This window comes from Candidatus Melainabacteria bacterium, from assembly GCA_016193285.1.
In the GTDB taxonomy this organism is placed as follows: Bacteria; Cyanobacteriota; Vampirovibrionia; order 2-02-FULL-35-15; family 2-02-FULL-35-15; genus JACPSL01.
In genome coordinates this window covers 52,275-76,439 of record JACPSL010000029.1, presented here as the reverse complement: position 1 = coordinate 76,439, position 24,165 = coordinate 52,275, and the positions used below count along the sequence as shown (strand labels likewise).

Here is a 24,165-nt window from a genome sequence, read left to right as displayed (position 1 = left end):
TGATTAAGAGTGTTTATGACACAGTCTGATTGCGAGCCGAGTGAAACGAGGCGTGGCAATCTCCTAACGTTTTGGAGATTCCCACGTCGCTCTGCTCCTCGGAATGACGTGATATGTTGGTTTATTTTTCACGTTTGGTATAACTCTGAGAAGATTAAATAGGTTTTATCTCTTATTGATTTTTTTACTGATCTAACTTGGGCAGTAACGGATTCGAACCGCTGACCTCCTCGGTGTAAACGAGATGCGCTACCGCTGCGCTAACTGCCCTTTCAGAGAATCAGAAATCAGAGGATCAGAAATCAGGATTTTTATTATAACCTACTTTAATTTCTGTATCTTGATTATGCAAACATTTCACTAACTGAATCATCAAGATGAATTCTTTTAATTGCTTCTGCAAGTAATGGAGCTACACTTAGTACTTTTAGTTTTTTTGGTGCCATTTCAGGTGGTATTTGAATTGAGTTTGTAACTATTAAACTACTTATAGGAGATTTATCAATTCTTTCTTTAGCTTGTCCTGAAAGTACAGCATGTGTTGAACAAGCTATTACATCTTTTGCTCCTTCTTTAGCAAGCAGTGCAGCACCTTGAGTAATGGTACCTGCTGTATCAATCATGTCATCTACAATAATACAATCTTTACCCTTAATTTCTCCAATAATATTTATAACTTCAACAGTGTTGTGTTTATCTACTGGTCTCCTTTTATCTAAGATTGCAATAGGAGCATCGTTTAATTTTTTAGCAAATGCACGTGCTCTTGTAACACCACCAACATCAGGACTTACAACTACTATGTCTTTTAGGCCTAATGACTTAATGTGCCCAACTAATACTGGTGTAGCAAATAAATGATCAACTAATACATCAAAGAATCCCATAATTTGAGTAGCATGTAAGTCAAGTGCAAGAATTCTTGTAGTTCCAGAATGACACAGTAAGTCAGCTACAAGTTTTGCTGTAATTGGCTCACGCCCAGCAGCTTTTCTGTCTTGCCTTCCATATCCGTAGTATGGCATGACTATTGTTATTTTTTCAGCGCTTGCTCTTTTTAATGCATCTAAAATAATTAAAAGCTCCATTATGTTTTCATTTACTGGCGGACATGTTGGTTGAATTAAAAATACATCACAACCTCTTACACTTTCTTCTATTTGTACATATAGCTCACCATCTGAAAATGGACTTATATTAATTTTTCCAAGCGGCAAATTTAAATACTTACAAATCTCTTTTGCAAGTGGGATATTTGCTCGGCCTGAAAATATTTTTACTGCTCTTTTTCCATTCATGGATGATAATAAAGGATTTTCACTAGTTTCTTTTCTAATTAAAGTTTCTATCATGATATATACCCAAGAAATTTGCTACGAATGATTTTATCATTGCATGCCGTTCTCTATTGCTGCTTGTATCTTCATTAATTACATTATTTGCAATTTGGAGATTGGATAATGCTTGTATCTCACTTTCGTTAATGCAGCTTCTTAGCTGAATTGGATCTAGTTCCTTAGCTTTTTCAGATAAAACTAATGCATATACAACTCTTTTATCAGTAGGTATATTAGGATCTCTTATCCCTTCTATTAACTTACTAAAACTAAAGTCTATGATTTCTTCAAGGTAGCATTTATTTTTTACTACTTGGGGTTTGCTAGGATCTACTCCACCTATGCTTACTTCTTGTACTGCTAACATTGTAGATTCCTGTTTAATAATTTAAACATCTAATATTGCTAATCCAGCATGTTCTTCTATAAATTCACGCCTTGGTCCTACTGCATCACCCATTAAGACATCAAAAATTCTATCTGCTTCTGCTGCATCTTCAAAAGAAACTTGTTTTAATGTTCTTTTTTCTGGATTCATTGTAGTTTCCCAAAGTTGTACTGGCATCATTTCTCCAAGGCCTTTAAATCTTTGAATAGTTGCTTTTTCTCCAAGTTCTGCCTTTGCAAGTTCTAATTGGTGTTCATTATAACAATAAATTACTTTTTTATTTTTTTCAGCCTTATAAAGTGGTGGCTGAGCAATAAATATATGACCATTTTCAATTACAGGCCTAGCGTACCTAAAGAAAAAAGTTAATAAAAGAGTTCTAATATGAGCTCCATCAACATCCGCATCTGTCATTATTATAATTTTATGGTATCTAAGTTTATCTAAATCTAGCTCGTCTATGTTTGGTCTTAAAACATCATCACCAGTTGTAGATAAACCTATCGCTTGGATAAGAGCTTGAATTTCACTGTTGTCATATATTTTCCCAATTCTTGCTCTTTCAACATTTAAAATTTTCCCGCGAAGAGGAAGTATAGCTTGGTACATTCTGTCCCGGCCTTGTTTTGCAGAACCTCCTGCAGAATCACCTTCTACAATAAAAAGTTCGCCTATTTCTGCATCTCTGCTAGTGCAGTCAGCAAGCTTTCCTGGTAAACCACCAGCTGATTCTAAGACAGATTGTCTTCTTATTAGATTTTTTGCTTTGCGGGCAGCTTCTCTTGCGTCACGAGCTTGAATTGATTTTTGAATTATTATTTTTGCTTCTTTTGGATTTCTATCTAACCAATCTTTTAAACCTTCACTTAAAACAGACATTACTGCTGTCTGGACTTCATTATTTAAAAGTTTTACTTTTGTTTGACTTTCAAATTGAGGGTCTTTAACTTTAACTGAAATAATTGCAGTTAAACCTTCTCTTACATCTTCTCCTAATAAATTTTCATCGTTTTCTTTTAATAATTCTGAACTTCTTGCATAATCATTAATTACTCTGGTTAAAGCATTTCTATATCCTGTTAAGTGAGTTCCACCATCTGGATTATTTATATTGTTTGCAAATGCAAAAATTGATTCACTGTAAGTATCAGTGTATTGCATTGCAATTTCAGCTATTACATCTTCTTTTGTATTTTCAAAATAAATTACTTCTTTATGAAGGCATGTTTTAGTTGAATTTAAAAACTGAACATAGCTTTTAATTCCTCCTTCGTAAAAGTAAGTTTCTTGATAGTGAGAATCTGACTTTTGTAATCTTTCATCTGTAAAAATAATTTTAAGTGCTTTATTTAAAAATGCCATTTCACGTAGTCTGCTAGCAACTACTTCTCTATTTACAATTGGCATTTTGCCTGTTTCTTGTTCTTTAAATATTTTTGGACAAGGCCAAAAAATAACCTTAGTACCAGTCTTATCTGTTTTTCCAGTTACTTTTAGTGGTTCTTTATTTTTTCCAGCTACACCGCCAGGATTATCTCCATAAAATTCAACAAAATAAATTTTTCCATCTCTATAAACTTCAGCTTGCATTTTAGATGAAACAGCATTTACACAAGATGCACCAACACCATGTAATCCACCAGAAACTTTATAGCTTGAGCTAGTACCAAACTTACCGCCAGAATGAAGCATGGTAAAAACAGTTTCTACTCCTGACAAGCCTGTCTTTGCTACTTTTTCAGTAGGTACACCTCGTCCATTGTCTTCTACTGTAATTGAACCATCAAGATTTATAGTAACTTTTATTTCATTACAATAACCTGCAAGTGCTTCATCTACTGAATTGTCCACGATCTCATAAATACAATGATGAAGAGCTTTTTGATCTACTCCACCAATATACATTCCTGGTCTACGTCTTACAGCATCCAGACCTTCTAAAACCTCTATGTCACTTGCTGAATAAGAACTATTTGCTTGAGCTATTTTACTTTCTTTTGTAGTGTCTGTTTTTGTCATAAGAAACCTTATAATTCTAGCATTTTTACAACGAGATTGCTATCTGTTTATAAATCTTACATCTTTGAATCTAATATCTGTATTTTTTGTAGCTTCTTTCAATCTAGCAAGGATATTGGTTTTCTGCATTGATAGTTCGGTTGCTAATGGACCACTATTTACTGAGATTACAAGATTATTTTCTTTATCAAAATATGATGGATAACTATGCTTAGCAACTTCAAAGTTTGTTACTAATGGCCAAATTTCTTTTAAGGCCATAATTTTTAAACTTTTCTCAAGACCTAGTCCTTCTTTTACAGAAGGTAAGATTTCTCCAATTTTTGTAAGATTAGATTTTGGCCTTTTCATTTTCTAAAACTTTCCCGCCTCTTATTTTAAATACTTGTGCATCTTTTAAGAATTCTTTTTGAATGTCTGTTAAGTGAGTAGTAGTAAGAAATGTCTGAATATTTTCAGGCAAGTGGTGGAGTAAAAAATCTTGCCTGCTTTCATCTAATTCTGCAAAAACATCATCTAAAAGTAAAACAGGAATTTCATTTTTTCTTTTTTCAATTATTTTTAACTCTGAAAGTTTAATTGCAAGAACTATTGATCTTTGTTGTCCTTGGCTTGCAAATGAGTGAGCTTCTTTATTGTTAATTAAAAATATTAAATCATCTCTATGTGGACCAATGAGAGATTGACCACGAGCAAGTTCCTCTTCAAATGATTCATCTAGTTGTTCCCTGAAAATAATTTTTATTTTCTGTAGGGGCAGGTCATGACCTGCCCTTGCCATCATTGATTTATAAATCAAATCAAGATCCTCGGTTTGTTTTGAAATATCACTTAAAAACTCTCCTGCAATTGGCTTTAAGTCTTCTGTAAATTTTATTCGTGTAAAAATGATTTCAGAGCCGAAATTAATTAATTGCTCATTCCAGATCTCTAATTGGTCTTTTAAGTCCTTTTTAGATATTCCTCTCTCTTGGGCATTTTTTAAAAGTGCATTTTTTTGAGCTACTGATTTTTGGTAATCTTGTAGATTTCTGTGATATTTAAGATCAAGTTGAAATAAAATTGAATCAAGCCATTTCCTTCGAATAGATGGTGATCCTTTTATAAGAAATAAGTCATCGCAAGAAAACATTACATTAAAAAAGTTCCCAACCAAATCTGCTTGAGGGGCTTTTTTTGCGACCCCATTAATTTTTAATTTTCTCCTTCCTGTGGAATTTATTTGTAATGTAATTTCTAAATTAGAGTCTTTTGTTTCAATGTTAGCAAAGATAAGTGCATATTCTTTGTTCCAATAAATTAAATCATTGTCTTTATCTGCTCTATCTGACCCACTAGTTGCAAGTATATTTATTGCTTCAAGAATATTACTTTTGCCTTGAGCATTCTGGCCAGTTATGATGGTTTTTAAATAGTTAAAATTTTGCTCAAAATCGAGATAATTTCTAAAATTTGTTAATTTTAATTTCTTTAAGAACACATTTGTATGATAGCGTAGGAGATATATAATTATTGTCAGGCATTTTATGAAAAAAACTTATTTAACCTTATTTATACTTTTGTCTTTCTTATTTTGTTTAAATGTTGAAGCAAGTGACGATCCTTTAAAAGCAAGAGCTGTCTATCTTGAATTAGAAGGTGACAATGTAGAGTATGATCACGAAACAAATATTTATGTTACATCAGGCATGTCCATTGCAAACATAGTTGATCAGGATGCAAAGCTTGAGGCAGATAAAATAATTTATTATGGTAGTGATCAACATATTGAAGCAATAGGAAACATTAAAATAACCCGCCAAAACACGGTTACTACTGGTGAGTCATTTAAGTTTGATGTTACTTCGAACAAGTACTTATTAACTAAACCTGAAACAATTGTTAAAGGAGCAATAATAAGAGCAAGAAATGCTGAGAGTCTATCTAGTAATGAACTTCAATATGAACATGGAAGACTTAGGTTAGATGAACCAATTAGAGTTGCACAAGGGTTTGGAGCACGTCAGCATCCACATACATTTTATAGTTATCATGCATCAAAAGCTTCAAAAGCAAAACCATCTTGGGATGATATATCTAAGCAGCAAAAATACAGGATAACTGCAGAAAAAATAGTATATGATACAACAAAAAAAGTAAATAACTTAACTGTTTATGGAGCAAGAGTTCATTTTAAAAATTTTTCTATCCCAGCGACTCCAAAATATACTACTACAGTAAGCTCAGATCCAAACGTAAGAAGTGCACCTTTACTTGCCCCAACAGTTGGTACTCTAGGAGCACTTGGAGGATTTGCACTTGGACCAAGATTTAATTTTAATGTAACTGACTATCATATTCTTTCTATATCACCATTTGCACAAATTGGTTCTGGGGGTGCTGGTGGTATTGGAGGAATGCTTGGTTTTTATGGACCAGCTACAACAGCAGAGGCTAGCTATGGTTCATTGAAGGAGCGTTTTATTGGACAACTTAGACAAAAGTTTGGTAGAAGTACCGAGTTTCGTTCTGCATATAACTACTATCTTGATGATGGTTTTTTAGGAAGTACTCTTGCCCAAATAAATGTTGAACTAGTTGATAGAAGAAGAATAAATGTTCCGTTTGCTGAAACAGGATTAAATTTTAGAACTTCAGGAAGCTGGGTTCAAAGTAATCCAGGAATCTTTCCTACTAAATATAAACACTTCCTTCAAGATGCTGGCGAGCCAAAAGATTTTCAAAATACTGCATTTAAATTTGAAGAGCAATTAACATTAGTAAGCAAACCTGTTTTTAAAGTTGGGAATGAAAAATACAATACTGCTTTAAGATTTAGAACGAGAAATGCCTTTCGTGCATATTCAACAGGTGACCTTCAAGGAATATTTACAGGTGGACCGTTACTTGACAATAATCTTGGACCAGTTTCATTTGAGATAGGTTATGACCAGGGATATGTAAAAGGAGTTTCACCACTTTTTTATGATCAGTACATTCAAGGTATGCAAAGTGTTTCACTTGATGGTGATGTAAAACTTTCTGAGTGGCTTACTTTAGGTGGCTATGGTACTTATAACATAAAGGCTGAAGAGATTGTAGAAAGGCAAGTAAGAGCAAAGTTTGGTCCAAAAGATTTTAAGATGCTAGTAAATTGGGATGTACTAAGACAACAAACCAAGTTCGGATTAAATTTTTTATTTGGTCAACCAGTTGATTTTGAGAGATTTGTAATTATTAATTCAAAGAATGGCAGTTACAACTGACTTTTGATCTAACAGAGCTTCTGAAGCACTTCCAACCATTGGTTTATACTTCTCATACCACAGTTGAAACACAAGCAAGTTCCATAAGAGTTTTTTATTGTCCCATTTTTCATTTAGATGATTTTGAACAAGAGTTTCTATAAAATTGTGATTAAATAATCCTTGGTTTTCAATATAGTTTTTGCTTGTGTAGTGTAAAAGAATGTCTTTTAATTCATGCTTAAGCCACTTGGTTACTGGGATTGCAAAACCTTGTTTTTTCTTATTGATTATATAACCAGGAATATGTCTCTTTGCCATTTTCTTTAAAATATATTTAGAAGTTAATCTGCTTAGTTTGTATTCATAAGGGAGCTTGGCTACAAACTCCTGGATAGTGTAATCAAGAAATGGTGCTCTTACTTCTAAGCTAGTAGCCATGCTTGCTCTGTCAACTTTAACTAGTATGTCATCTGTTAAATAAATCTTTGAAATTAAATAAAGCATTCTGTCAACATCTGTTGAAATAAATTTCTTGCTTAAATATTTTGAGATATCTTCAAATGTATTTGAGCTTATTTTTAGATTAATATCTTGTTGTAAAAGTTGCTTCTTTTCACTTTCAAGATATGCCCCCATCCAGACAAACATTCTTATTTCATTTGGTAACCCTATACCTCTTAAGAATTGTTTTAAAACAAAAGGAAAACTTAAATATGTTTCTCTTGGTGGCATTTTATTTGCAATATAAAGAATTAATTTTCTTAATTCTCTTGGCAAAATGTTATAAAGCCCGATTACTTTGTGTACAGGAAATATTTGATATCCACCAAAAAGTTCATCTCCACCATCTCCTCCAAGACATACTTTTAATTGTTTAGAAGCAAAATTTGATAAAAAATATGTTGGTAATATTGAAGCATCAGACATTGGTTCATCTGCTAAGTTTGCAATGTTTGGAATTAATTTCAAACATTCTTTGCTATCAAATAAAAACTGATTGTGTTCACTATTTAATTCTTTTGCAAATCTCATTGCTATTTTTGATTCGTCAAAGGATTTTTCATGAAACCCAATTGAAAACGTTCTAATTTTTTCAGTCGAAACATCTGCCATGAACTTTGCAACAAGACTTGAATCAATGCCACCACTTAAAAATACACCAAGTGGAACATCGCTAAGCAGGCGTCTTTTGACTGCACCTGTAAATAACTTTTCTAATTCTTCAACTGCTTCTTCTTCTGAAATTTTAAGTTTAGGAAGATCTAAAGGTATGTCCCAGTATTGTTCTGTTTTAATATGTCCATTGTGGACAGTTAATATGTAACCTGATTCTAATTTAAAAATATTTTTAATAATACAGTGTGGTGAAGGGATATTTTCAAAACTAAGATATTTATTTAGTGCATCAATGTTTAATTCTCTGTTAATTTCTGGAATAGCTAGTAAACCTTTTAATTCTGAAGAGAAATATATTGAATTGTTTTGAAGTGCATAATATAAGGGTTTTACACCCATTCTGTCTCTTGCGAGAAATAAAAGTTTTTTGTTTTTATCCCAGATTGCAAAAGCAAACATTCCATTTAAATGATCTACGCATTTTGTGCCGTACCTTTCATAAAGATGTATTATTGCTTCATTATCAGATCTTGTTTTAAATTTATGTCCTGAGCTAATTAATTGCTCATATAATTCTGGAAAATTATAAATCTCACCATTTCCAACTAATGCAATTGAACTATCTTCATTAAAAAGTGGCTGCCTGCCAGTGCTTAAATCTATTATGCTAAGTCTTCTACTTCCTAAACTAAGACCATTACTATCGTCGTAAAAATAGCCATATTCATCTGGACCTCTGTGATAAAGAACAGTTATAGCATTTTCAAAAACACCTTTATTTACTGGATGATTTGTTACATAATTATAAATGCCAATTATTCCACACATGAGAGTAGATTATAACCTATTTAAAAAGATTTACTAAAACTCCAGCTCCTTCTTCAATAAGCACATTTACATCATGCAGACTGGTTATTTCAGAGATTCTGTTTATTATGTATGAAGGTCTTAAATAAAACTTTTTAATTGCATTATTTCTGATTCTTTCTAGTTCTTCTTGTGGTAGAAAGTGTATTTTTTCTGAGTGATGGCTCCATTCTGTACCTGGTCTAATTCCTGCAATATTAAATGAAGCAAATGTGCAATCAATATCAATTGCAAACTGAACAGTTCTCATTACATCTTCCTCTGTTTCATCTGGAAGACCGATTATAAATGTTGCAGCACGCCTTATTTTTTTTCTTTTGCAGAGATTAAAAGTATTTTTAATTTTTTCAATATCAATTCTTTTTTGTACATCTTGTAGTGTTTTTTCATTTACACTTTCAATTCCAAAAATTATTGTATGACAGCCAGCTTGTTTCATTGCATCTAATAATTCTTCATTTACTACATCAACTCTTGAAAAGCAATGCCAGGAAAACTTTAAATCTTCTTCAACTATCTTCTTACATAACTCAATTGCTCTTTTTTTATTTGCACCAAATGTTTGATCTCTAAAATATAGTTCTTTAATTTCTAATGACTTTAAATATTTTAATTCTTTAATAACATCATTTACTGGTCTTACTTTAAAACCTAAATTATCATTTCTAATTGGACAAAAGGAACAATTAAAAGCACATCCAAAATCAGTCATGATGTGTGCTGTAGGATAATTTCTTGAAAATGCGTATTTGTATTCTTTAAGCGGGAAATATTCATGCCTTGGTGTAGGAATTGAGAATTCGCCTTTTAACCTAATCGCCTTTCCACAAATTGGATCGCTCCCGTTTTTTTTGCATTTTTCAATTAAATGTAAAATCGAATCATCAGAAAAATCTAAAATGCAACCATCAAAGAAATTATTTTCTTTTAAAAATTGAGTTCCATTATCTAAGAAAACATCTCCAGTACCAATAATTTTTGTTCTTAAATTTTGAGCTTTTACTCTTCGTAAAAGCTTCTTATCTTCGTGCCATGATATTGAACCAACTAGTGCAATTAAATAATCTGGATTAATTTCAAATATTCTCTTTAAAGTTTCTTCTTCTGAATATTTTTTTATCAAGGCATCTAATACAGAAACTTCAAAGTGATTTTCTGTAAGTGTTCCACTTAAGTAAAGAAGATCCATTGGATAGTGTAAGTAACTACTCTTTGAGATGTTATTACAGTAATAATCTCTAATATATGATTCTTTTCCTGGTGGGTTAAGAAGTAAAACCTTTTCTTTCATTTAATATAAATGATAGCAAAGTTAGTGGCATTGGTAATTTAGGATGGTTACTATACGCTTTTTTAAAAAAGAGTTAAAATCTTGAAGTGAAAGCAAACATAAAATGATAAAAGAAGTCAGGACACTTGTCATACAACCACCAATTTCAGATGAAATGATGTGGGGCAGGTTTAAAAAAGGAAGCGGCTATGTACCACCACTTGGAATTATGTACATTGCAAGCTTTATGGAATCAAAAGGATTTCATGCAGATATTTTGGATTGTTTAGTTGAGAGGTATAAGATTTCAGATTTAAAAGAATATTTAAGCAAAAATAAATATGATCTTATTGGCATTACTTGCATGACTAATTCAGCACTTGATGCTTATGAATCTGTAAAAGTAGCTAGAGAAGTATGTCCTAGTGCACTTATTGTAATGGGAGGTGTTCATCCAACTGCTCTTCCGGAACAAACTCTAAAAGAAACACCAGAAACTGATTTGATAATTATAGGAGAAGGTGAACAAACTTTTGTAGATTTAGCTACTTGCTTAAAAGAAGACAAGGATTATCATTCTATCAGTGGCATTGCATATTGGTCTAAAGAAGAAAATAAAGTTAAATATACAACTCCTAGAACACCAATACCTGATTTAAATTCACTTCCATTTCCTGCATATGATAAAGTTCCAATGAAAAAATATATTCCACATGTAACTCAATACATTGATCTTCCAAACTATCCAGTTGTGTTGCAGAGAGGTTGCCCTTATCAATGTACTTATTGTGATCATGGAGCAGTGCTTGGAAGAAAAATCAGATCACTTAGTGTTGAAAGAGCAATTGAAAATATTAAATATCTTGTTAAAAATTATGGTGCAAAAGGAATTTACTTTCTAGATAGTGTTTTTACAGTAAGAAGAGATTACATTATGAAGCTTTTGCCAGAGATTGAAAAATTAAAAATTTCTTTTGCATGTAATGCACGAGCAGATCAGTTAGATCTTGAACTTCTCACTGCAATGAAAAAAGCAGGGTGCTGGATGATTCAAATTGGTATTGAATCTGGAAATATTAAATCACTTGAGTTAATTAAGAAAGCATCATACTCAAGTGCGTTTAAGCCTGATCCAAATGATCCAAATGGCAGGCCATATCTTTTAAATAAATACGAACAAGAAATTAGAAATTGTCAAAAACTTGGTATACAAGTAATGGCAAGTTATATTCTTGGACTTCCTGGTGAGACAGTTGAAGATGTAGAAACCACAATTAGATTTGCAAAAAGACTTGCTACAGAAACTGCACTTTTCTTCTTACCGGTGCCTTATCCAGGCTCCCACCTTTTAACACAAGCAAAGGAAGATGGTGGTTTGAAAGAAAATATGAGCTGGAAAGATTATAGTGCAGTAGATTACTCAAACCCTGTTTATATAAATCCAAGAATTGGAAAAGAAAAAATGCAGGAATTGTTAAAGAGGGCATTTGATGAATACTATAAACAACCAATAGTTATTTATAGAAACCTGAAGGCAATTAAGAGTTTAAAAGATATTGCTAAGTATGTGAAAGCATTTAGGGCACTGAGTGGAGTATGATTCGTACCTTATTAAAAAAAGTTGAGATGCACAAGACAGAATCCAGACATTCTGTTTTATCAACAACAGCAGAGAAATTTAAAGATTTCTATGAAACAAACTTTGCTCGTGTCAGAGCAAGCATGACAAGGAATAAGTACTATTATTCTTTAAAAGAAAGTGCTCTAGTAGAGAGAATCCCTAAAGGTTTAAAGATCCTGGAAATTGGATGTTGGACAGGCGATTTGCTTAATAAACTAAATCCTTCTTATGGAGTAGGTATTGATCTCTGTGGAAAAGCAGTTGCCCTTGCAAAAGAAAAATATACTTCAAGCAATTTTAAGTTTATTGAAGGAGATTTTTGTTCACAAGAAACAAGAAAGTTAATTGGGAATCAAAAATTTGATGTCATTGTTATAGTAAACACAATTGGGCAAATTCATGACGTGGTTTCATTTCTAAAAATTCTTCATGAGTTTTGTCATGCAAGAACAAGAATACACATTTATAGCTATAGCAGATTTTGGGAACCTTTATATTACTTAGGTGAAGTTCTTGGCCTTAAAGTAAAATCACCTGAAGAAAACTGGCTTCCCCCTGAAGAATTAAAACAAATGTTTTATCTGTCTGAACTTCAGGAGATACATAGTAGCTCCCATTTGCTTTTTCCATTTTACATTCCACTTGTCTCTAAAATTATCAACCAATTAATTGCGCATCTCCCATTTTTAGAAAATCTTTGTATGATTATTGGTTTTACTTTGCGTCCTTTTGGAGAAAAGTATACAAGCGAATTACCTAAATCTCTTTCTTGCTCTGTTATTATCCCGTCTAAGAATGAAGCAGGGCATATTAGAGATCTTGTAAAAAGACTGCCTGATTTAGGAGAGTGGAGTGAATATATTTTTATTGAGGGTAATTCTACTGACAACACAGAGGATGAAATAAGAGCTGCAATTATGGAAAACCCAGATAAACCCCTAAGATTAGTTAAACAAAAAGGAAAAGGAAAAGGTGATGCAGTCAGGCTTGGTTTTTCTAAAGCCAGTGGTGACATTCTTGCAATTCTAGATGCAGACATAACTATTGCACCAGAAGACTTACCGAGGTTTATAGAAATACTTACAGAAAATAAGGCAGAGTTTGTTAATGGTTCAAGAATGGTATATCCAATGGAAGAAAATGCAATGAGATTTTTAAATATAATTGCAAATAAATTTTTTGCTTATGCTTTTTCTTTTCTGCTTGGATGCCAAATTAGAGACACACTATGTGGAACAAAAGTTTTATGGAGAAAAGATTATGAAATGATTGCAAGAACTAGATCTTACTTTGGTGATTTTGATCCTTTTGGTGATTTTGATTTAATTTTTGGAGCTAATAGGTTACATTTAAAAATCATAGATTTCCCAGTAAGATATAGTGAAAGGACTTATGGCAAAACAAACATTTCACGATTTAAACATGGTTTGTTACTTTTACAGATGAGCTTATTTGCTTTTAGAAAAATAAAAATGGTTTGAATCTTGAATTGAATAAAAATTGAATAAAAAAATGAGTAAAATTGGATTCAATAACTTAAGAGAAGAAAGAGAGATTGAACACTTTAGTAAACTTGCAGATGAACATGGTTATACCTGGTGGGGAGGAAGAACAGAAGCAGCTAAGGTAAGGATAAAGCGAAGAGTTGAACTAGTACAAGACTTACTAAATTTAAAATCCGATAATATAATTCTCGAATGTGGATGTGGTTCAGGTGATTTTACCAGTGGAATATCAGAGATTATAAATGAAAAGACTATACTTTATGCTATTGATATATCTGAAGCTCAGATTAACCTTGCAAAAAGGTATTTGAATAAACCTAATGTTTCATTTTTATCAGTAAGTATAAGTAATCTACAATTTAAGGACAACCTTTTTGATTTTATTATTGGAAATTCTATTTTACATCATTTGAATCTAGACTTAGCTTTAAAGGAAATTAAAAGAGTTTTAAAACCTGGTGGGAAAATTCTATTTTTTGAACCTAATATGGCAAATCCTCAGGTATGGCTTTCCCTTAATATAAAACCACTAAGAAAGTGGTATCAAGCTAGTCCAGACGAAACAGCTTTTTGGAGATGGAATATAAAAAAGAAAGTAATATCTCTTGGCTTTAGAAATGTTAGTGCAGAACCATTTGATTTTATGCATCCTTTAGTTCCAATAAGATTTATTGGTTTAGTAAGAGTAATTGAATCATTCCTTGAAAAGACTTTTTTAAAAGAAATAGCTGGATCACTAATAATATATGCTGAGAAATGAAACGAAAATGAATTTTATAGATTTATTCAAAATACCTGAGCTAAAAAAAATCAAAGACTTAGATAATCCACTTACTGCAAGTGTACATAAAACTATTATTCAAGAAAAACCTTTTCTAAAAAGAATATACTTGGATTTTTATGGAGAATTTAAAAAAACTCTGACTAATTGTAAAAAGGGACTTCTTGTTGAAATTGGCAGCGGCTCAGGTTTTTTAAAGGAAGTAATTCCTGAAGTTATAACCAGCGATGTTTTTGAAGCACAAGATATAGACATGGTTTTTCCTGCAACAAAAGTGCCTTTTGAAGATAATTCTGTGAGTGCTTTTTTTTTGTTTGACACTTTGCACCATATTGACCAGCCAATTCTTTTTTTTAATGAAGCTCAAAGATGTCTTATTAATGGTGGGAGAATCGTAATGATTGAACCTTATTGTTCTTTATGGGGAAATTTTGTTTATAAGTTCCACCACGAGTCACTTGACAAAAATGCAAACTGGGAAATAAAGAAGAGAGGACGTTTAACAGATGCAAATATAGCGCTACCATGGATAATCTTTTTTCGCGATAGAAGCAAATTTGAAAAAAAATTCCCAGACTTAAAAATTAAGAGACTTGTGCCTCACACACCGTTTCGTTATCTTGTAAGCGGTGGGTTAACTTTTAGACAACTATTGCCATCTGTTTCTTATGATTTTGTAAAATGGCTTGAGATTATTTTATCTCCATTAAATAAACATATTGGTATGTTTTTAACTATAAAGCTAGAAAAGAGTACAAGACAATAACTTTAGCTAGTTTGAGTTGTTTAAAGATATAGTAGCAGCAGTTTGATTTGGGTGTTCATTTATGTGTACAGGGTGGTAAGGTACTTCAGAAATAGGATCAATAAATTTTTGAATGTAATTTAAATCTTCTGAAACAAGACACGTCGAGCTTCTCTTTTTAAAATATTCAAATTTGTGCATTTGCTTCCAGATATTTTCTAGTGAGCTTTCTCTTACATTCCCAAAAGATATAGGGTTAGTTGCACATCCATATACATCACCATATATACCGATGCATATTTTTTCTCTACCACCAGGACATTCATATCGAAGTGAGTAATTTATATTCCAATCAAAACGGACTTGGGGATATTCTTTTACGATTTGTCTTATTTCTTTCCATTCATCTTTATCCAGTACATTATATTTTTGTCTTGCCCATCTTCCACTTACAACGGCAGTAGATGCACTGACATGACATTCTTTTTCAAGAGCTAGTCGGATAATTTTTTTAACTTTTTGGACTTGTCCGTGAGAAAATATTGGAGCTATACTTACTATTAATCCCGCTTCTTTTGCCCAGTCTATACAACGCATTACTTGATCAAAATGCCCTTTATAACCTCGTATCTTGTCATTATTCTCTGCATCGATATCATCTAAACTAAAGCAAATGACAGATAATCCCGCCTTTCTCATTTCTAAAAGTTTATTCTTATCAAGCCCGATTGAATTTGTAATAAGGTTTATAATATTTCTTTTTGAGTCAAGTGCCTTGATTATTTCAAAAAAATCCTTACGTAAGGTTGCTTCTCCACCTTCAATGACTGCTGCAACAGCGCCTAGTTTTACAGCTTGTTTCCAAACATTCTTTATTTCATCTGGGCTAAGAGGTTTTTGATTATTTTTTCGATTTTTACTTGCAAAACACATTATGCATTTGGATTGGCATTCATAATTTACTACAAATTCAACAACACGCAGAACATTTTTATGCAGAATTAATGCCTTAAAATACCCAGAAAGTACTCTTGGTAAAACTGCTGGTCTTTTAAGAAGTAATCGTATATGTTGAATTGAATGCTTGATTTCTTTTAACATAGCCAGCTTTTTATTAATCTACAATAGGTTGAAAGAATTTACTAGCTGATACTAGATTTTTGGAAAAGGAGCTGCATGTTAGATGTTTGCTTTCTAAGCAAAATTGCGAATAAGTCAATAATTGTAAAGATAGCAAGCAAGAAGGGATTGGAAAGGTTTGTGAGGCATGCAAGTTGCTTCCAATTCCGCCTCTCGAAAGTATACTTCAATGAGTATATCCACCCAACTGGGAAAACCAATGAGCAGAAATTTACTAACCTTAGATTATATTGTTCAAACAGTTTTGTTAGTGATTCTGGTGTAAAAATGTTCATGTGTCTTGGCCAATAGTAACCGCCCCATGCCCCTTTTTTGCTTAATTTTCTATCGTATCCTTGTGCATTTGGTGTAGCAATTACTATGTAGCCGTTTGGTTTAAGAACACAAGAAATTTTATTTATACAACTCTTTAAATCCCATAAATGTTCTATAAGCTGCGTCATGATTATTAAATCAACACTTACACTAGATAAGTCTGCACTTTCGAAAGCACATTCACGAAGTTGGATTCCTAAATTACTTAGGTATGAATAAGTAGACTTGCTTATTGCTAAGTCAACACCTATTACAGTTATATCTTGCCTTAATTGTTTAATTAATCCAAGAACTATCCCATCACCAAAACCAATTTCCAGTATACAGCCATTTTTAGGTACTAGTCCTACAAACCTTTTTATCCTATTGAGCATTACAATTCTGGCCACATTTGAAACCAAATGATTTTTCCAAGAGTTTTTAGTATTATTTGAAACAGTATAGTAGGTTGAAGGATATAGAACTGATGCACTAGATAAAGTTGGTCTTGGATTCAAATATAGATGTCCGCAGCTTTTGCATTCCTGAAATTTAAATGTGCCTAAGACACTCTTGTACTCATAGTCTTCTCCTTCAGCAATGGTAACTGAATTATCAGAATCACATAAAGCACATTTTGTGTTCTCCAAATTGAGATTGAAATTTAGAATTTTGTTTGTCGTTTTCATATTTTTACTAAATCTAGTTCTTTCTTGTATATTGCAGTAGATATAATTTTACAAGAGCTATGGAGGTAGTAAGATCTCTAAATTGCTTACTTTCATATAATCCATTGATTCCCAGTCAATTTGTTAGTTCAGTCTTGTAAAATTAGATAGTGACAAAATTTTTAAAAAGCTATGTGTGAGTGCCAGGATTAATCGGGATATTAGTATATTTTCTTCAGTGCTATTTAATTAAGCTTTCAAAGCTGCTGAAGGTGATTAAGTCTGCTTCTTCCTTTGTTTGTAGAAATGGAGAAGCATCATTTCGAATTTTTTTATAATTCAGCTTTTTAAGCTTTCCTGAAAGAATCTCCTTCCAATTGACTTCTGTAATTGCCCAGTCTTCTTTTTCTGTCTGAATGATTGAATTATTTAAAAGTTTGATATTTGGAATTGTCTTTTTTGTCAGATACCAGAGCAGATCATAAAAATCTCTTCCCTTTGTGTATTTTCTGCACATCACAGCGTGCAGCTTTCCTGCCATCAGTGAAGGTAAATCATAGACTATTAAATTAAAGATAAACTGATTATTAACTATTTTTTCCTCAAGATTTGCTCCGCTTGGTGGATTGGTATCAATTTCAAGTTTGATTGAGAGCTTTTCATCCCTATGGTGATGAAGGTCAAAATCCTGAAGCACACCTTTAAATTTTATAAAACAGTTATTCACTGTTCCTGTTGTATATTTAAAATCTGTTTGTATGTTGTATAAGTTAAATTCCTTCTTTAAATTTTCCAGGAGGGTCAGAAAATTATATCCTTTATTTGAAATCAATGAAAAATCCAGATCTTCTGAATAACGTTTCAAATCATAAAGTATCCTTAAGCAGGTTCCTCCAATAAAAGCAATATTTAAAAATGTGTTTTTGTCTCTTAGAATCTTTAAAGTTAGTATTTGAAGGAATTCTCTCAGGATATTTATCTTTTCTTCCCTGCTTTTGGTTTTTTTGATTTTATTTTCTATTATCTCAAGCATTTTATAGACTCCTATATTTCCCCTTGCTGTAATGTCTCTTAAGCAGTTTTATTACCCTTTTTAATTTACTGCTTTCAAATTTCTTCATATATCCTTCTAACTTTTTCCAAGAAATACTTTCTAGATTTTGAAATCTGTAATGATGAAAATCTTCCCCTGTCTCTTTAAATGAACTGAGATTAATATAAATAAAATCTAATATAGCTTTTTCTCTAACAGCGTAGAGAATATTTTGACCTTGATGACTAATAAGGTTATATCCAGAGAACAGTTCATTTTTGATTTTGGTATAGCTGAACTGCCCAAATTTGTTTTTAAATCTTGCTGTTTTTCTGGATGTAATAGAAGTTATAACCTTTACAGTCTCAGGTATTATTTCATATTCATAAAGTGCATACTCTAAACTTATATATGATGGAGTATACATTTTATTTGCTATGTAGAGAGATGAGATCTTTTCTTTAAAGTACAAGTCATTAATAATGTACATTCCTTTTCTGAGGTCTATCAGCCATTCTTTTTTTTTCCATTCTGAGATTTGTCTCCTGAAGTAAGATGGGTTCTGCATTAAATTAATTGACTGGCTGTCAATAATCAAACAATCTTTAAATTTTTCTTTTAGTTCTTTAAAGTTCATTTCTGTAAATTACATAAAAGTGTAATATATAGAAATATGATATCATATTTTTTATAGAAGGTTCAACTTTTGCTCCGTTTATTTAGGCTTTGTTTTGAAGAAAGAAGACTAGTGACAAAATTTTTAAAAAGCTATGTGTGGGTGCCAGGGTTAATAGGGATATTAGTATATTTTCAAAGTATTTGGTATGAAAGTGCCTGGGGAGATGATCAGCTTACTATCAGTCCTATCTCGAAAGATTTTAGTCTAATGTTAAAAAATTTTTATGACAATAGCAGTGTTCCAGGATTACATTTTTGTCCGCTATATTTTTTCCAGTGCTATTTAATTAATTTTATTTTTGGCAAGAATGCATTTCCACTTGGTTTTCATTTATATTCTATTATTTTACATGCTATCTCTTGTATTCTTGCCACAGTGATTTTTTATAAAATAACCAGGAACAAAATAGTTTCAATAATTGCAATTAGTCTCTGGACAGTACATCCATTGAATGTGGAAATAATAACAAGACTTGGTTGTGGACCAGCACAACTTGCAAGTGGTACTTTTTGTCTGGCTTTTATGTTTTGTGTCTTAAAGATTAAAGAGGTCAAGCATATAACAGCAAAGGTTGGCTTAATTATTTTTAGTATTTTATTTTTTTTATTCTCTATGACTACACATGAGCAATATATTTTCTTCCCGTTTGTTGCATTGTTGGTTTGTTTTTATCTTGAGGGTAAAAAGATATTTCAGAACAGAAAATATATAATCCAGTTAATTCTCCCTTTAGTAATAATTTATCCAATATATTTAGTTTGGAGATATTTTGCATGTGGAGGAACATTATATGAAACATCAGATGAATTAATAAAGTGGACAGAAGTTGGATCTTTAAAAGATATTCTTTTTAGAGCTTTTTGGCTTGCTCCTCAGTTAATTGTTCATTATTTTAGATTATTTTTCTTTCCTGATTTTTTAGCTGAGTCACAAGCAGACTGGTTTAAGGTAGGCGGATCTGTATTGAACCTATACAGTATTTTCTGTCAGGTGATCATAACTACGATACTAGTCAGCGGAGTATTTTTATACAAAAAGGTTCCCTTATATTCAATTGGAGTTTTTTGGTTTTTTATCACAATGATACCAGTGGTCCAGGTAGTACCTCTGTATGTAATGATAGATGAACATTATTGTTATGTAAGTGTGATAGGGATAATGCTTATGGTTTATAGCGTGTTAGAAAAATATTTGAACAAGGTAAAAGCTTGGATATTAGTAGCAATATTTGGGATAATATTTGGATTACTTTTATGGAGAACAGAGTTATATATTTCTACGGTGAAAGATAAGCTAACTCATCTTATATATCTTGCAAAAGAAGCACCTCCCTGGCTTAAGGTACAGCAAATAGCTTTAGCCTTAGTACAAGCAAAAGAAGAAAATAGAATTAATGAACTTCCTGACTGGTTAACTAGTAGAGCTATACAAGAAGGATTTCATACATGGCTTAGTATGTATTTAAATATGCAACCGGATCTCTCTTTAAAATATGGACCTATGCAAGTTAGCTATAACTATGCTTTCTACAGAAGTCTTTTACGGTATCTTTGTTATAATAATGCTTTTAAAGATGTGAATATCTTAATTGATCAGTCTTTAAAAGTAAAAAATAATTGGTTTGGTTTCTATCAACTTTCAAAATTTCTCTTAGAGATTGGTTACTATGAAAAAGCTTGGCATTCATTAGTTAAAGCAATAAACTTAAATCCTCAGCTTAAAGTTCCTTATAGTATAGATTTTATAGAGATTGTAAAAAAAACCAACAAATTCAATGAAGCAGAGAACATAGTTAAAAACTATATAAATATAAAACCTAAATCTTCTCATCCGTATCTTTTTGCAGGATTATTTTATAAAGAGTTTGGGAAAACAAAAGAAGCTCTGTCTTGTTTTAAAAAAGGAATATCAAAAGATAAAATTGTTAGCATTAATGATACTGGTTTATATTTTGTGGCAGCTGACTTATTTATTAAAAGTCACAGGTTTAATCTAGCAAGGGAAACTTTTAAAATAATTAGTTCCATTAATCCTTTTGATAAGAGGCCACGTAAAATGTTATTAATTGTTAGAAATCTTGAAAAGAAGTACAATTATCAAAATAAAACTAAAAATTAAATGGAAAAGATTTCTCAAAAATTCTTTTATTGGCTTCCAGTTGTAATAACCTTAGCTGTATATTCTCAAACCATCTTTTTTGGAACACCATGGAATGACGATAATACAGTAATTTCTCCGCCTGCTAGAGATTTTCATTTAATGTTAAAGAGCTTTTATCAAAATGTACCTGGTCTTCACTTTACTCCTGTGTATTATTTTCAGGCATTTATTATTAATAAAATATTTGGTGTAAATGCTTATCCATTTGGATTTCATTTATATAATCTTTTTCTTCATCTAATTTCTTGTATATTTGCAACTGCGGTATGCTTTAAATTATTCTCGAATAAGCTTTTATCAGCTACTCTTGTATCTTTGTGGACTGTTCATCCATTAAATGTAGAAGCTATATCAAGGATTGGAGTAGGTCCGGGACATGTGGCTGCTGGTACTTTTTGCTTAATTTTTATTTATTGTTTCTTAAAAGCTCTTGATAGCCGGCTTTGTATACAAAAAATACTGTTTCTTATTTCTGGTTTATTATTTTTCCTGGCTTCTATAACATCTTGTGAACAGTTTTTCTTTTTTCCATTTGTTTTGTTTCTCATTTGTATATTTTTATATGGTTTTAAATTTCTTATAAAAAAGGAAAATGTATTTTGGATTATTCTGCCTCTTTGTGAAATTTATTTTATTTATTTTTTATGGAGGTATTATGCTTGTGCTGGAAATGTCTTTGAAACTTCTTGTGAGCTTACAAAATGGAGTGAATTCGGTACTCTAAGAGATGCTTTATTTAGGGCTTTTTGGCTTGCCCCACAATTATTGGTTTACTATTTGAAGCTGTTTTTTTATCCTGATTTTCTTTCTGATGTGCAGGCTGAGTGGTTTAAGATTGGAAATTCTTTGTTTAGTTTCTATAGTTTGTTTTGCCAGGTTTTAGTATTTGGATTAATTTTAGTTTGTATATTTTGGTTTAAGAAAATCCCACTATTTTCGATTGGTGTTTTTTGGTTTCTTTTTTCAATGATTCTTATTGCCCAAATAATTCCTCTTTTTGTAATAGTTGATCAATATTATTGTTATTTTTCTATTCTTGGTATTTTTATTTCTTTGTTTGCAGTTATTGCTAAGCTTAATCAAAAGATTTTACTTGTGATTCTTTTATTAATTTTTTCTTTGCTAAGCTTTAGAACAATAATTTATTTGCAAAGTAACAAAGATACTTTTTCTTATTTTATCTCTTTGTATAAACACTCACCTCAGGAGACTAAAGTCTTACATTTGTTTGATGCACTTGCATATGCTGAAATGCAAAACAAATTAAAAGAATTGCCAAGTGATATTAATTATGAAAACTTTAATTATGAGGTTGATGCTTGGCTCAAAAAGTATTTAGATAAACCGATTGATTTGAGTCATAAATTTGGTCCTATTCAATATGCTCCTAATTATATTCTTTATAAGCTTTTATCTTTAAATCTTCATCATAGAGGCAAAAAAGATGAATTAAATAAGTTAATAAAACACGAGCTAAAAGTAAAGGATAATTGGCTTGGATGGCAACAACATGCAGATTTTTTAAGATATGTTAAAGAGTGGAGCCCAGCTTGGTATTCAATTAATAGGGCAATAGATCTAAATTCTGTTCATTACATACTTTATGATTCTAACTTTTCAGAAATCGCATTTAATGCTGGACGATTTAACGAGGCTGAAAAACTAATAAAAAATTTCATACTACTAAAATCCAATTGTTCTTATCCTTATCTTTGTGCAGGAGTGTTTTATAAAACATTTAGTAAGGATCTGGAAGCTTTAAATTATTATGAACAAGCACTTTTGCCTGAGAAAGTAATAAGCATTAACTATAAAAATATGTATATTGAAGCTGGTAGATTTTTGGTAACCAAGAAAAGGTATGACTTAGCTGCAAAGGCTTTTAGTATTGTTATTTCATTTGATCCTTAGCCCTTCCAATTCTTTTTTTAAAATATGGGCAAAAGTTCTAGTTTCATGGTTTCCGGGAACCTTATATAAAATTATATTTTTCCCAAATACTCTTCCCCATTTATAATATTCTTCAACTTGTTCTGGTGGAGCAGTTATATCTTCTGAGTTTGCAATTAAAACAATTTTAGCTTTGTCAGGTAAGGATTTAATATAGGTTATCGGGGAAGATTTTTTTGGAAGTGAACCATCAGGATCCTCATATATAAAATGCTTGTAAAGTCCATCTCTGAGCTTAGTATTCTTAGTATTCTTTAAGGTGTACACATAATCAGTAATTGGCAAGTAAACTAAAACACCTGTAATTTTATTTTTAATTTCTTCCTGTGCCAAGCTTGCAATATTTAATGCTAGTGATGAGCCAGCCGAACCCCCCACCAAATAGATGTTTTTAATATTATGAATCTTTAAAAGTTGCATTATATTTTCTAAAACACTTTGTGTAACTTTTGGTGAACCAAAATGGGTTTTTGGGTTTGTATCTATAGAAGCAAATATTATGTTTTTTCTGTAGGTGTTTGAAAAGTGTCCATCTTCAGGTAGAAGTTCAAGACCGCCGCCTAGATATTTTGTTAGCAAGTAAACACTGCTTAGTCCCCAGCCGGGGAAAAATAAAACAAGATCGCTCTTGTTTTCTATACTTAAATTTTCTAAATCTGTATAAATTAATATTCTATTTGAGCTGGTAGTTTTTACCTTAGTTGGTTTGAGTATTTTACTTATCTCTTTTTTATATAAATTAGTAGCTTCAATATTATCACTTGCTTTTAACAACTGAATGTTTTTGTGTTTCTTCTTTGCTTCTATATAAAATTCCCCTATTTGTTTATTTTTTTTAACCTGGGTTATTATTTTGATTTTTGTTTTTGGTGGAATCAAATTTGTTTCTGTAGAATTAATTAGTGGTGAAATAAACACTATATCTTTTATTTTACTTTTGATTTCATTACTAGCTTTAGCTACAATATTTAAAGTAAGCGATGCACCACTAGACTTGGCAAGTAAAATTATGTTTTTAATTTGATAAAGCTTGTTTAACTTGTTTATATTGTCAATTATTTTAGATATGTGTTCAGGACTTTTATAATTTTCTTTTGTACCTGAATCAAATGAAACAAATATCACATCATCTCTGTATTTATTTTCTAGATAATATTTAGCTGTCTGTGACTCATGAGAAAGTTCAAGACCTCCTTGTGAAAATTTGGATAAAAGTGATTTGCTGCTATTCCCGTATCCAGGCAAGAAAAGAACAAGATCAACTTCTTTATTTTGATTATAATTTTTAAAGCTTGCGTATAATAAGATATTGTTTTCATTAGGAACTGCTCCTGATTTTGCAGCGTTAAAAAAAAACATTATGAT

The 24,165-nt window shown here is 31.4% G+C and carries 19 protein-coding genes and 1 tRNA gene; 7 read left to right on the top strand and 13 right to left on the bottom strand.

Annotation, left to right across the window (positions count from 1 at the left end; genetic code table 11):
* Nucleotides 1–198 precede the first annotated feature (198 nt).
* The 6 genes from HYY52_06385 to recF all read right to left on the bottom strand — a co-directional run bounded on the left by HYY52_06385 (nt 199) and on the right by recF (nt 5,224).
* A tRNA-Val gene (locus tag HYY52_06385) sits at nt 199–270 on the bottom strand.
* 74 nt (nt 271–344) lie between these two features.
* The gene (locus tag HYY52_06380) at nt 345–1,352 is read right to left on the bottom strand and encodes a ribose-phosphate pyrophosphokinase (GenBank protein ID MBI2996319.1); all 1,008 of its coding nucleotides are present in this window, start codon (nt 1,350–1,352) and stop codon (nt 345–347) included.
* Nucleotides 1,333–1,704, bottom strand: coding sequence for a hypothetical protein (locus HYY52_06375; protein ID MBI2996318.1), 372 nt, complete (start codon nt 1,702–1,704; stop codon nt 1,333–1,335). The genes HYY52_06380 and HYY52_06375 overlap by 20 nt, the downstream gene beginning before the upstream one ends.
* Nucleotides 1,705–1,725: 21 nt before the next feature.
* Nucleotides 1,726–3,744, bottom strand: a complete 2,019-nt coding sequence (gyrB, locus tag HYY52_06370) for a DNA topoisomerase (ATP-hydrolyzing) subunit B (protein ID MBI2996317.1) — start codon at nt 3,742–3,744, stop codon at nt 1,726–1,728.
* 39 nt (nt 3,745–3,783) lie between these two features.
* Nucleotides 3,784–4,095 carry a DUF721 domain-containing protein gene (locus HYY52_06365; GenBank protein MBI2996316.1) on the bottom strand — a complete coding sequence of 104 codons (312 nt, stop codon included), beginning with the start codon at nt 4,093–4,095 and terminating at the stop codon, nt 3,784–3,786.
* Complete coding sequence (gene recF, locus HYY52_06360) at nt 4,076–5,224, bottom strand: DNA replication/repair protein RecF (protein MBI2996315.1); 1,149 nt, start codon at nt 5,222–5,224, stop codon at nt 4,076–4,078. Before recF ends, HYY52_06365 begins: the two co-directional genes overlap by 20 nt.
* A gap of 46 nt (nt 5,225–5,270) precedes the next feature.
* Between recF and HYY52_06355 the strand changes: the two genes are divergently transcribed.
* The gene (locus tag HYY52_06355; protein ID MBI2996314.1) at nt 5,271–6,989 is read left to right on the top strand and encodes a hypothetical protein; all 1,719 of its coding nucleotides are present in this window, start codon (nt 5,271–5,273) and stop codon (nt 6,987–6,989) included.
* Here HYY52_06355 and asnB read toward each other — a convergent pair.
* Both asnB and HYY52_06345 read right to left on the bottom strand, forming a co-directional pair.
* Nucleotides 6,966–8,915 (bottom strand): asparagine synthase (glutamine-hydrolyzing), encoded by a 1,950-nt coding sequence (gene asnB, locus HYY52_06350; protein MBI2996313.1) that lies wholly within the window; start codon nt 8,913–8,915, stop codon nt 6,966–6,968. The two genes, HYY52_06355 and asnB, sit on opposite strands and share 24 nt — an antisense overlap.
* Before the next feature lie 16 nt (nt 8,916–8,931).
* On the bottom strand, nt 8,932–10,245 hold the full coding sequence (locus tag HYY52_06345) for a radical SAM protein (protein ID MBI2996312.1): 1,314 nt from the start codon (nt 10,243–10,245) through the stop codon (nt 8,932–8,934).
* Between the two features lie 103 nt (nt 10,246–10,348).
* Between HYY52_06345 and HYY52_06340 the strand changes: the two genes are divergently transcribed.
* The 4 genes from HYY52_06340 to HYY52_06325 are packed head-to-tail and all read left to right on the top strand — an operon-like array spanning nt 10,349 to nt 14,897.
* Nucleotides 10,349–11,824: a cobalamin B12-binding domain-containing protein gene (locus HYY52_06340; GenBank protein ID MBI2996311.1), complete on the top strand. Its 1,476-nt coding sequence runs from the start codon at nt 10,349–10,351 to the stop codon at nt 11,822–11,824.
* A gap of 26 nt (nt 11,825–11,850) precedes the next feature.
* On the top strand, nt 11,851–13,326 hold the full coding sequence (locus HYY52_06335; GenBank protein ID MBI2996310.1) for a glycosyltransferase: 1,476 nt from the start codon (nt 11,851–11,853) through the stop codon (nt 13,324–13,326).
* Nucleotides 13,327–13,357: 31 nt separating this feature from the next.
* A complete protein-coding gene (locus HYY52_06330; GenBank protein MBI2996309.1) occupies nt 13,358–14,110 on the top strand; it encodes a class I SAM-dependent methyltransferase in 753 nt (250 codons plus the stop codon).
* 7 nt (nt 14,111–14,117) lie between these two features.
* On the top strand, nt 14,118–14,897 hold the full coding sequence (locus tag HYY52_06325) for a class I SAM-dependent methyltransferase (GenBank protein ID MBI2996308.1): 780 nt from the start codon (nt 14,118–14,120) through the stop codon (nt 14,895–14,897).
* A 6-nt stretch (nt 14,898–14,903) separates the two neighbouring features.
* Here HYY52_06325 and HYY52_06320 read toward each other — a convergent pair whose 3' ends face one another.
* The 4 genes from HYY52_06320 to HYY52_06305 all read right to left on the bottom strand — a co-directional run bounded on the left by HYY52_06320 (nt 14,904) and on the right by HYY52_06305 (nt 18,648).
* Nucleotides 14,904–15,977 carry a radical SAM protein gene (locus HYY52_06320; GenBank protein MBI2996307.1) on the bottom strand — a complete coding sequence of 358 codons (1,074 nt, stop codon included), beginning with the start codon at nt 15,975–15,977 and terminating at the stop codon, nt 14,904–14,906.
* 41 nt (nt 15,978–16,018) lie between these two features.
* Nucleotides 16,019–16,960 carry a class I SAM-dependent methyltransferase gene (locus tag HYY52_06315; GenBank protein ID MBI2996306.1) on the bottom strand — a complete coding sequence of 314 codons (942 nt, stop codon included), beginning with the start codon at nt 16,958–16,960 and terminating at the stop codon, nt 16,019–16,021.
* Between the two features lie 259 nt (nt 16,961–17,219).
* Nucleotides 17,220–18,011 carry a nucleotidyl transferase AbiEii/AbiGii toxin family protein gene (locus HYY52_06310; GenBank protein ID MBI2996305.1) on the bottom strand — a complete coding sequence of 264 codons (792 nt, stop codon included), beginning with the start codon at nt 18,009–18,011 and terminating at the stop codon, nt 17,220–17,222.
* 1 nt (nt 18,012) lies between these two features.
* Nucleotides 18,013–18,648 (bottom strand): hypothetical protein, encoded by a 636-nt coding sequence (locus tag HYY52_06305; GenBank protein MBI2996304.1) that lies wholly within the window; start codon nt 18,646–18,648, stop codon nt 18,013–18,015.
* A 111-nt stretch (nt 18,649–18,759) separates the two neighbouring features.
* Here HYY52_06305 and HYY52_06300 point away from each other — a divergent pair, with 111 nt between their 5' ends.
* Together HYY52_06300 and HYY52_06295 are read left to right on the top strand one after the other, a co-directional pair.
* The gene (locus tag HYY52_06300) at nt 18,760–20,808 is read left to right on the top strand and encodes a tetratricopeptide repeat protein (protein MBI2996303.1); all 2,049 of its coding nucleotides are present in this window, start codon (nt 18,760–18,762) and stop codon (nt 20,806–20,808) included.
* Complete coding sequence (locus HYY52_06295; protein MBI2996302.1) at nt 20,809–22,761, top strand: hypothetical protein; 1,953 nt, start codon at nt 20,809–20,811, stop codon at nt 22,759–22,761.
* Here HYY52_06295 and HYY52_06290 read toward each other — a convergent pair.
* Nucleotides 22,747–24,159, bottom strand: a complete 1,413-nt coding sequence (locus HYY52_06290) for an alpha/beta hydrolase fold domain-containing protein (GenBank protein MBI2996301.1) — start codon at nt 24,157–24,159, stop codon at nt 22,747–22,749. The genes HYY52_06295 and HYY52_06290 overlap by 15 nt on opposite strands.
* Nucleotides 24,160–24,165 lie beyond the last annotated feature (6 nt).

What these genes read in the sequence shown, in the direction of transcription:
- HYY52_06380 (MBI2996319.1), bottom strand. Translation starts at nt 1,352, where the DNA reads ATGATAGAAACTTTAATTAGAAAAGAAACTAGTGAAAATCCTTTATTA.
- HYY52_06375 (MBI2996318.1), bottom strand. Translation starts at nt 1,704, where the DNA reads ATGTTAGCAGTACAAGAAGTAAGCATAGGTGGAGTAGATCCTAGCAAA.
- gyrB (MBI2996317.1), bottom strand. Translation starts at nt 3,744, where the DNA reads ATGACAAAAACAGACACTACAAAAGAAAGTAAAATAGCTCAAGCAAAT.
- HYY52_06365 (MBI2996316.1), bottom strand. Translation starts at nt 4,095, where the DNA reads ATGAAAAGGCCAAAATCTAATCTTACAAAAATTGGAGAAATCTTACCT.
- HYY52_06355 (MBI2996314.1), top strand. Translation starts at nt 5,271, where the DNA reads ATGAAAAAAACTTATTTAACCTTATTTATACTTTTGTCTTTCTTATTT.
- asnB (MBI2996313.1), bottom strand. Translation starts at nt 8,915, where the DNA reads ATGTGTGGAATAATTGGCATTTATAATTATGTAACAAATCATCCAGTA.
- HYY52_06345 (MBI2996312.1), bottom strand. Translation starts at nt 10,245, where the DNA reads ATGAAAGAAAAGGTTTTACTTCTTAACCCACCAGGAAAAGAATCATAT.
- HYY52_06340 (MBI2996311.1), top strand. Translation starts at nt 10,349, where the DNA reads ATGATAAAAGAAGTCAGGACACTTGTCATACAACCACCAATTTCAGAT.
- HYY52_06335 (MBI2996310.1), top strand. Translation starts at nt 11,851, where the DNA reads ATGCACAAGACAGAATCCAGACATTCTGTTTTATCAACAACAGCAGAG.
- HYY52_06330 (MBI2996309.1), top strand. Translation starts at nt 13,358, where the DNA reads ATGAGTAAAATTGGATTCAATAACTTAAGAGAAGAAAGAGAGATTGAA.
- HYY52_06325 (MBI2996308.1), top strand. Translation starts at nt 14,118, where the DNA reads ATGAATTTTATAGATTTATTCAAAATACCTGAGCTAAAAAAAATCAAA.
- HYY52_06320 (MBI2996307.1), bottom strand. Translation starts at nt 15,977, where the DNA reads ATGTTAAAAGAAATCAAGCATTCAATTCAACATATACGATTACTTCTT.
- HYY52_06310 (MBI2996305.1), bottom strand. Translation starts at nt 18,011, where the DNA reads ATGCTTGAGATAATAGAAAATAAAATCAAAAAAACCAAAAGCAGGGAA.
- HYY52_06305 (MBI2996304.1), bottom strand. Translation starts at nt 18,648, where the DNA reads ATGAACTTTAAAGAACTAAAAGAAAAATTTAAAGATTGTTTGATTATT.
- HYY52_06295 (MBI2996302.1), top strand. Translation starts at nt 20,809, where the DNA reads ATGGAAAAGATTTCTCAAAAATTCTTTTATTGGCTTCCAGTTGTAATA.
- HYY52_06290 (MBI2996301.1), bottom strand. Translation starts at nt 24,159, where the DNA reads ATGTTTTTTTTTAACGCTGCAAAATCAGGAGCAGTTCCTAATGAAAAC.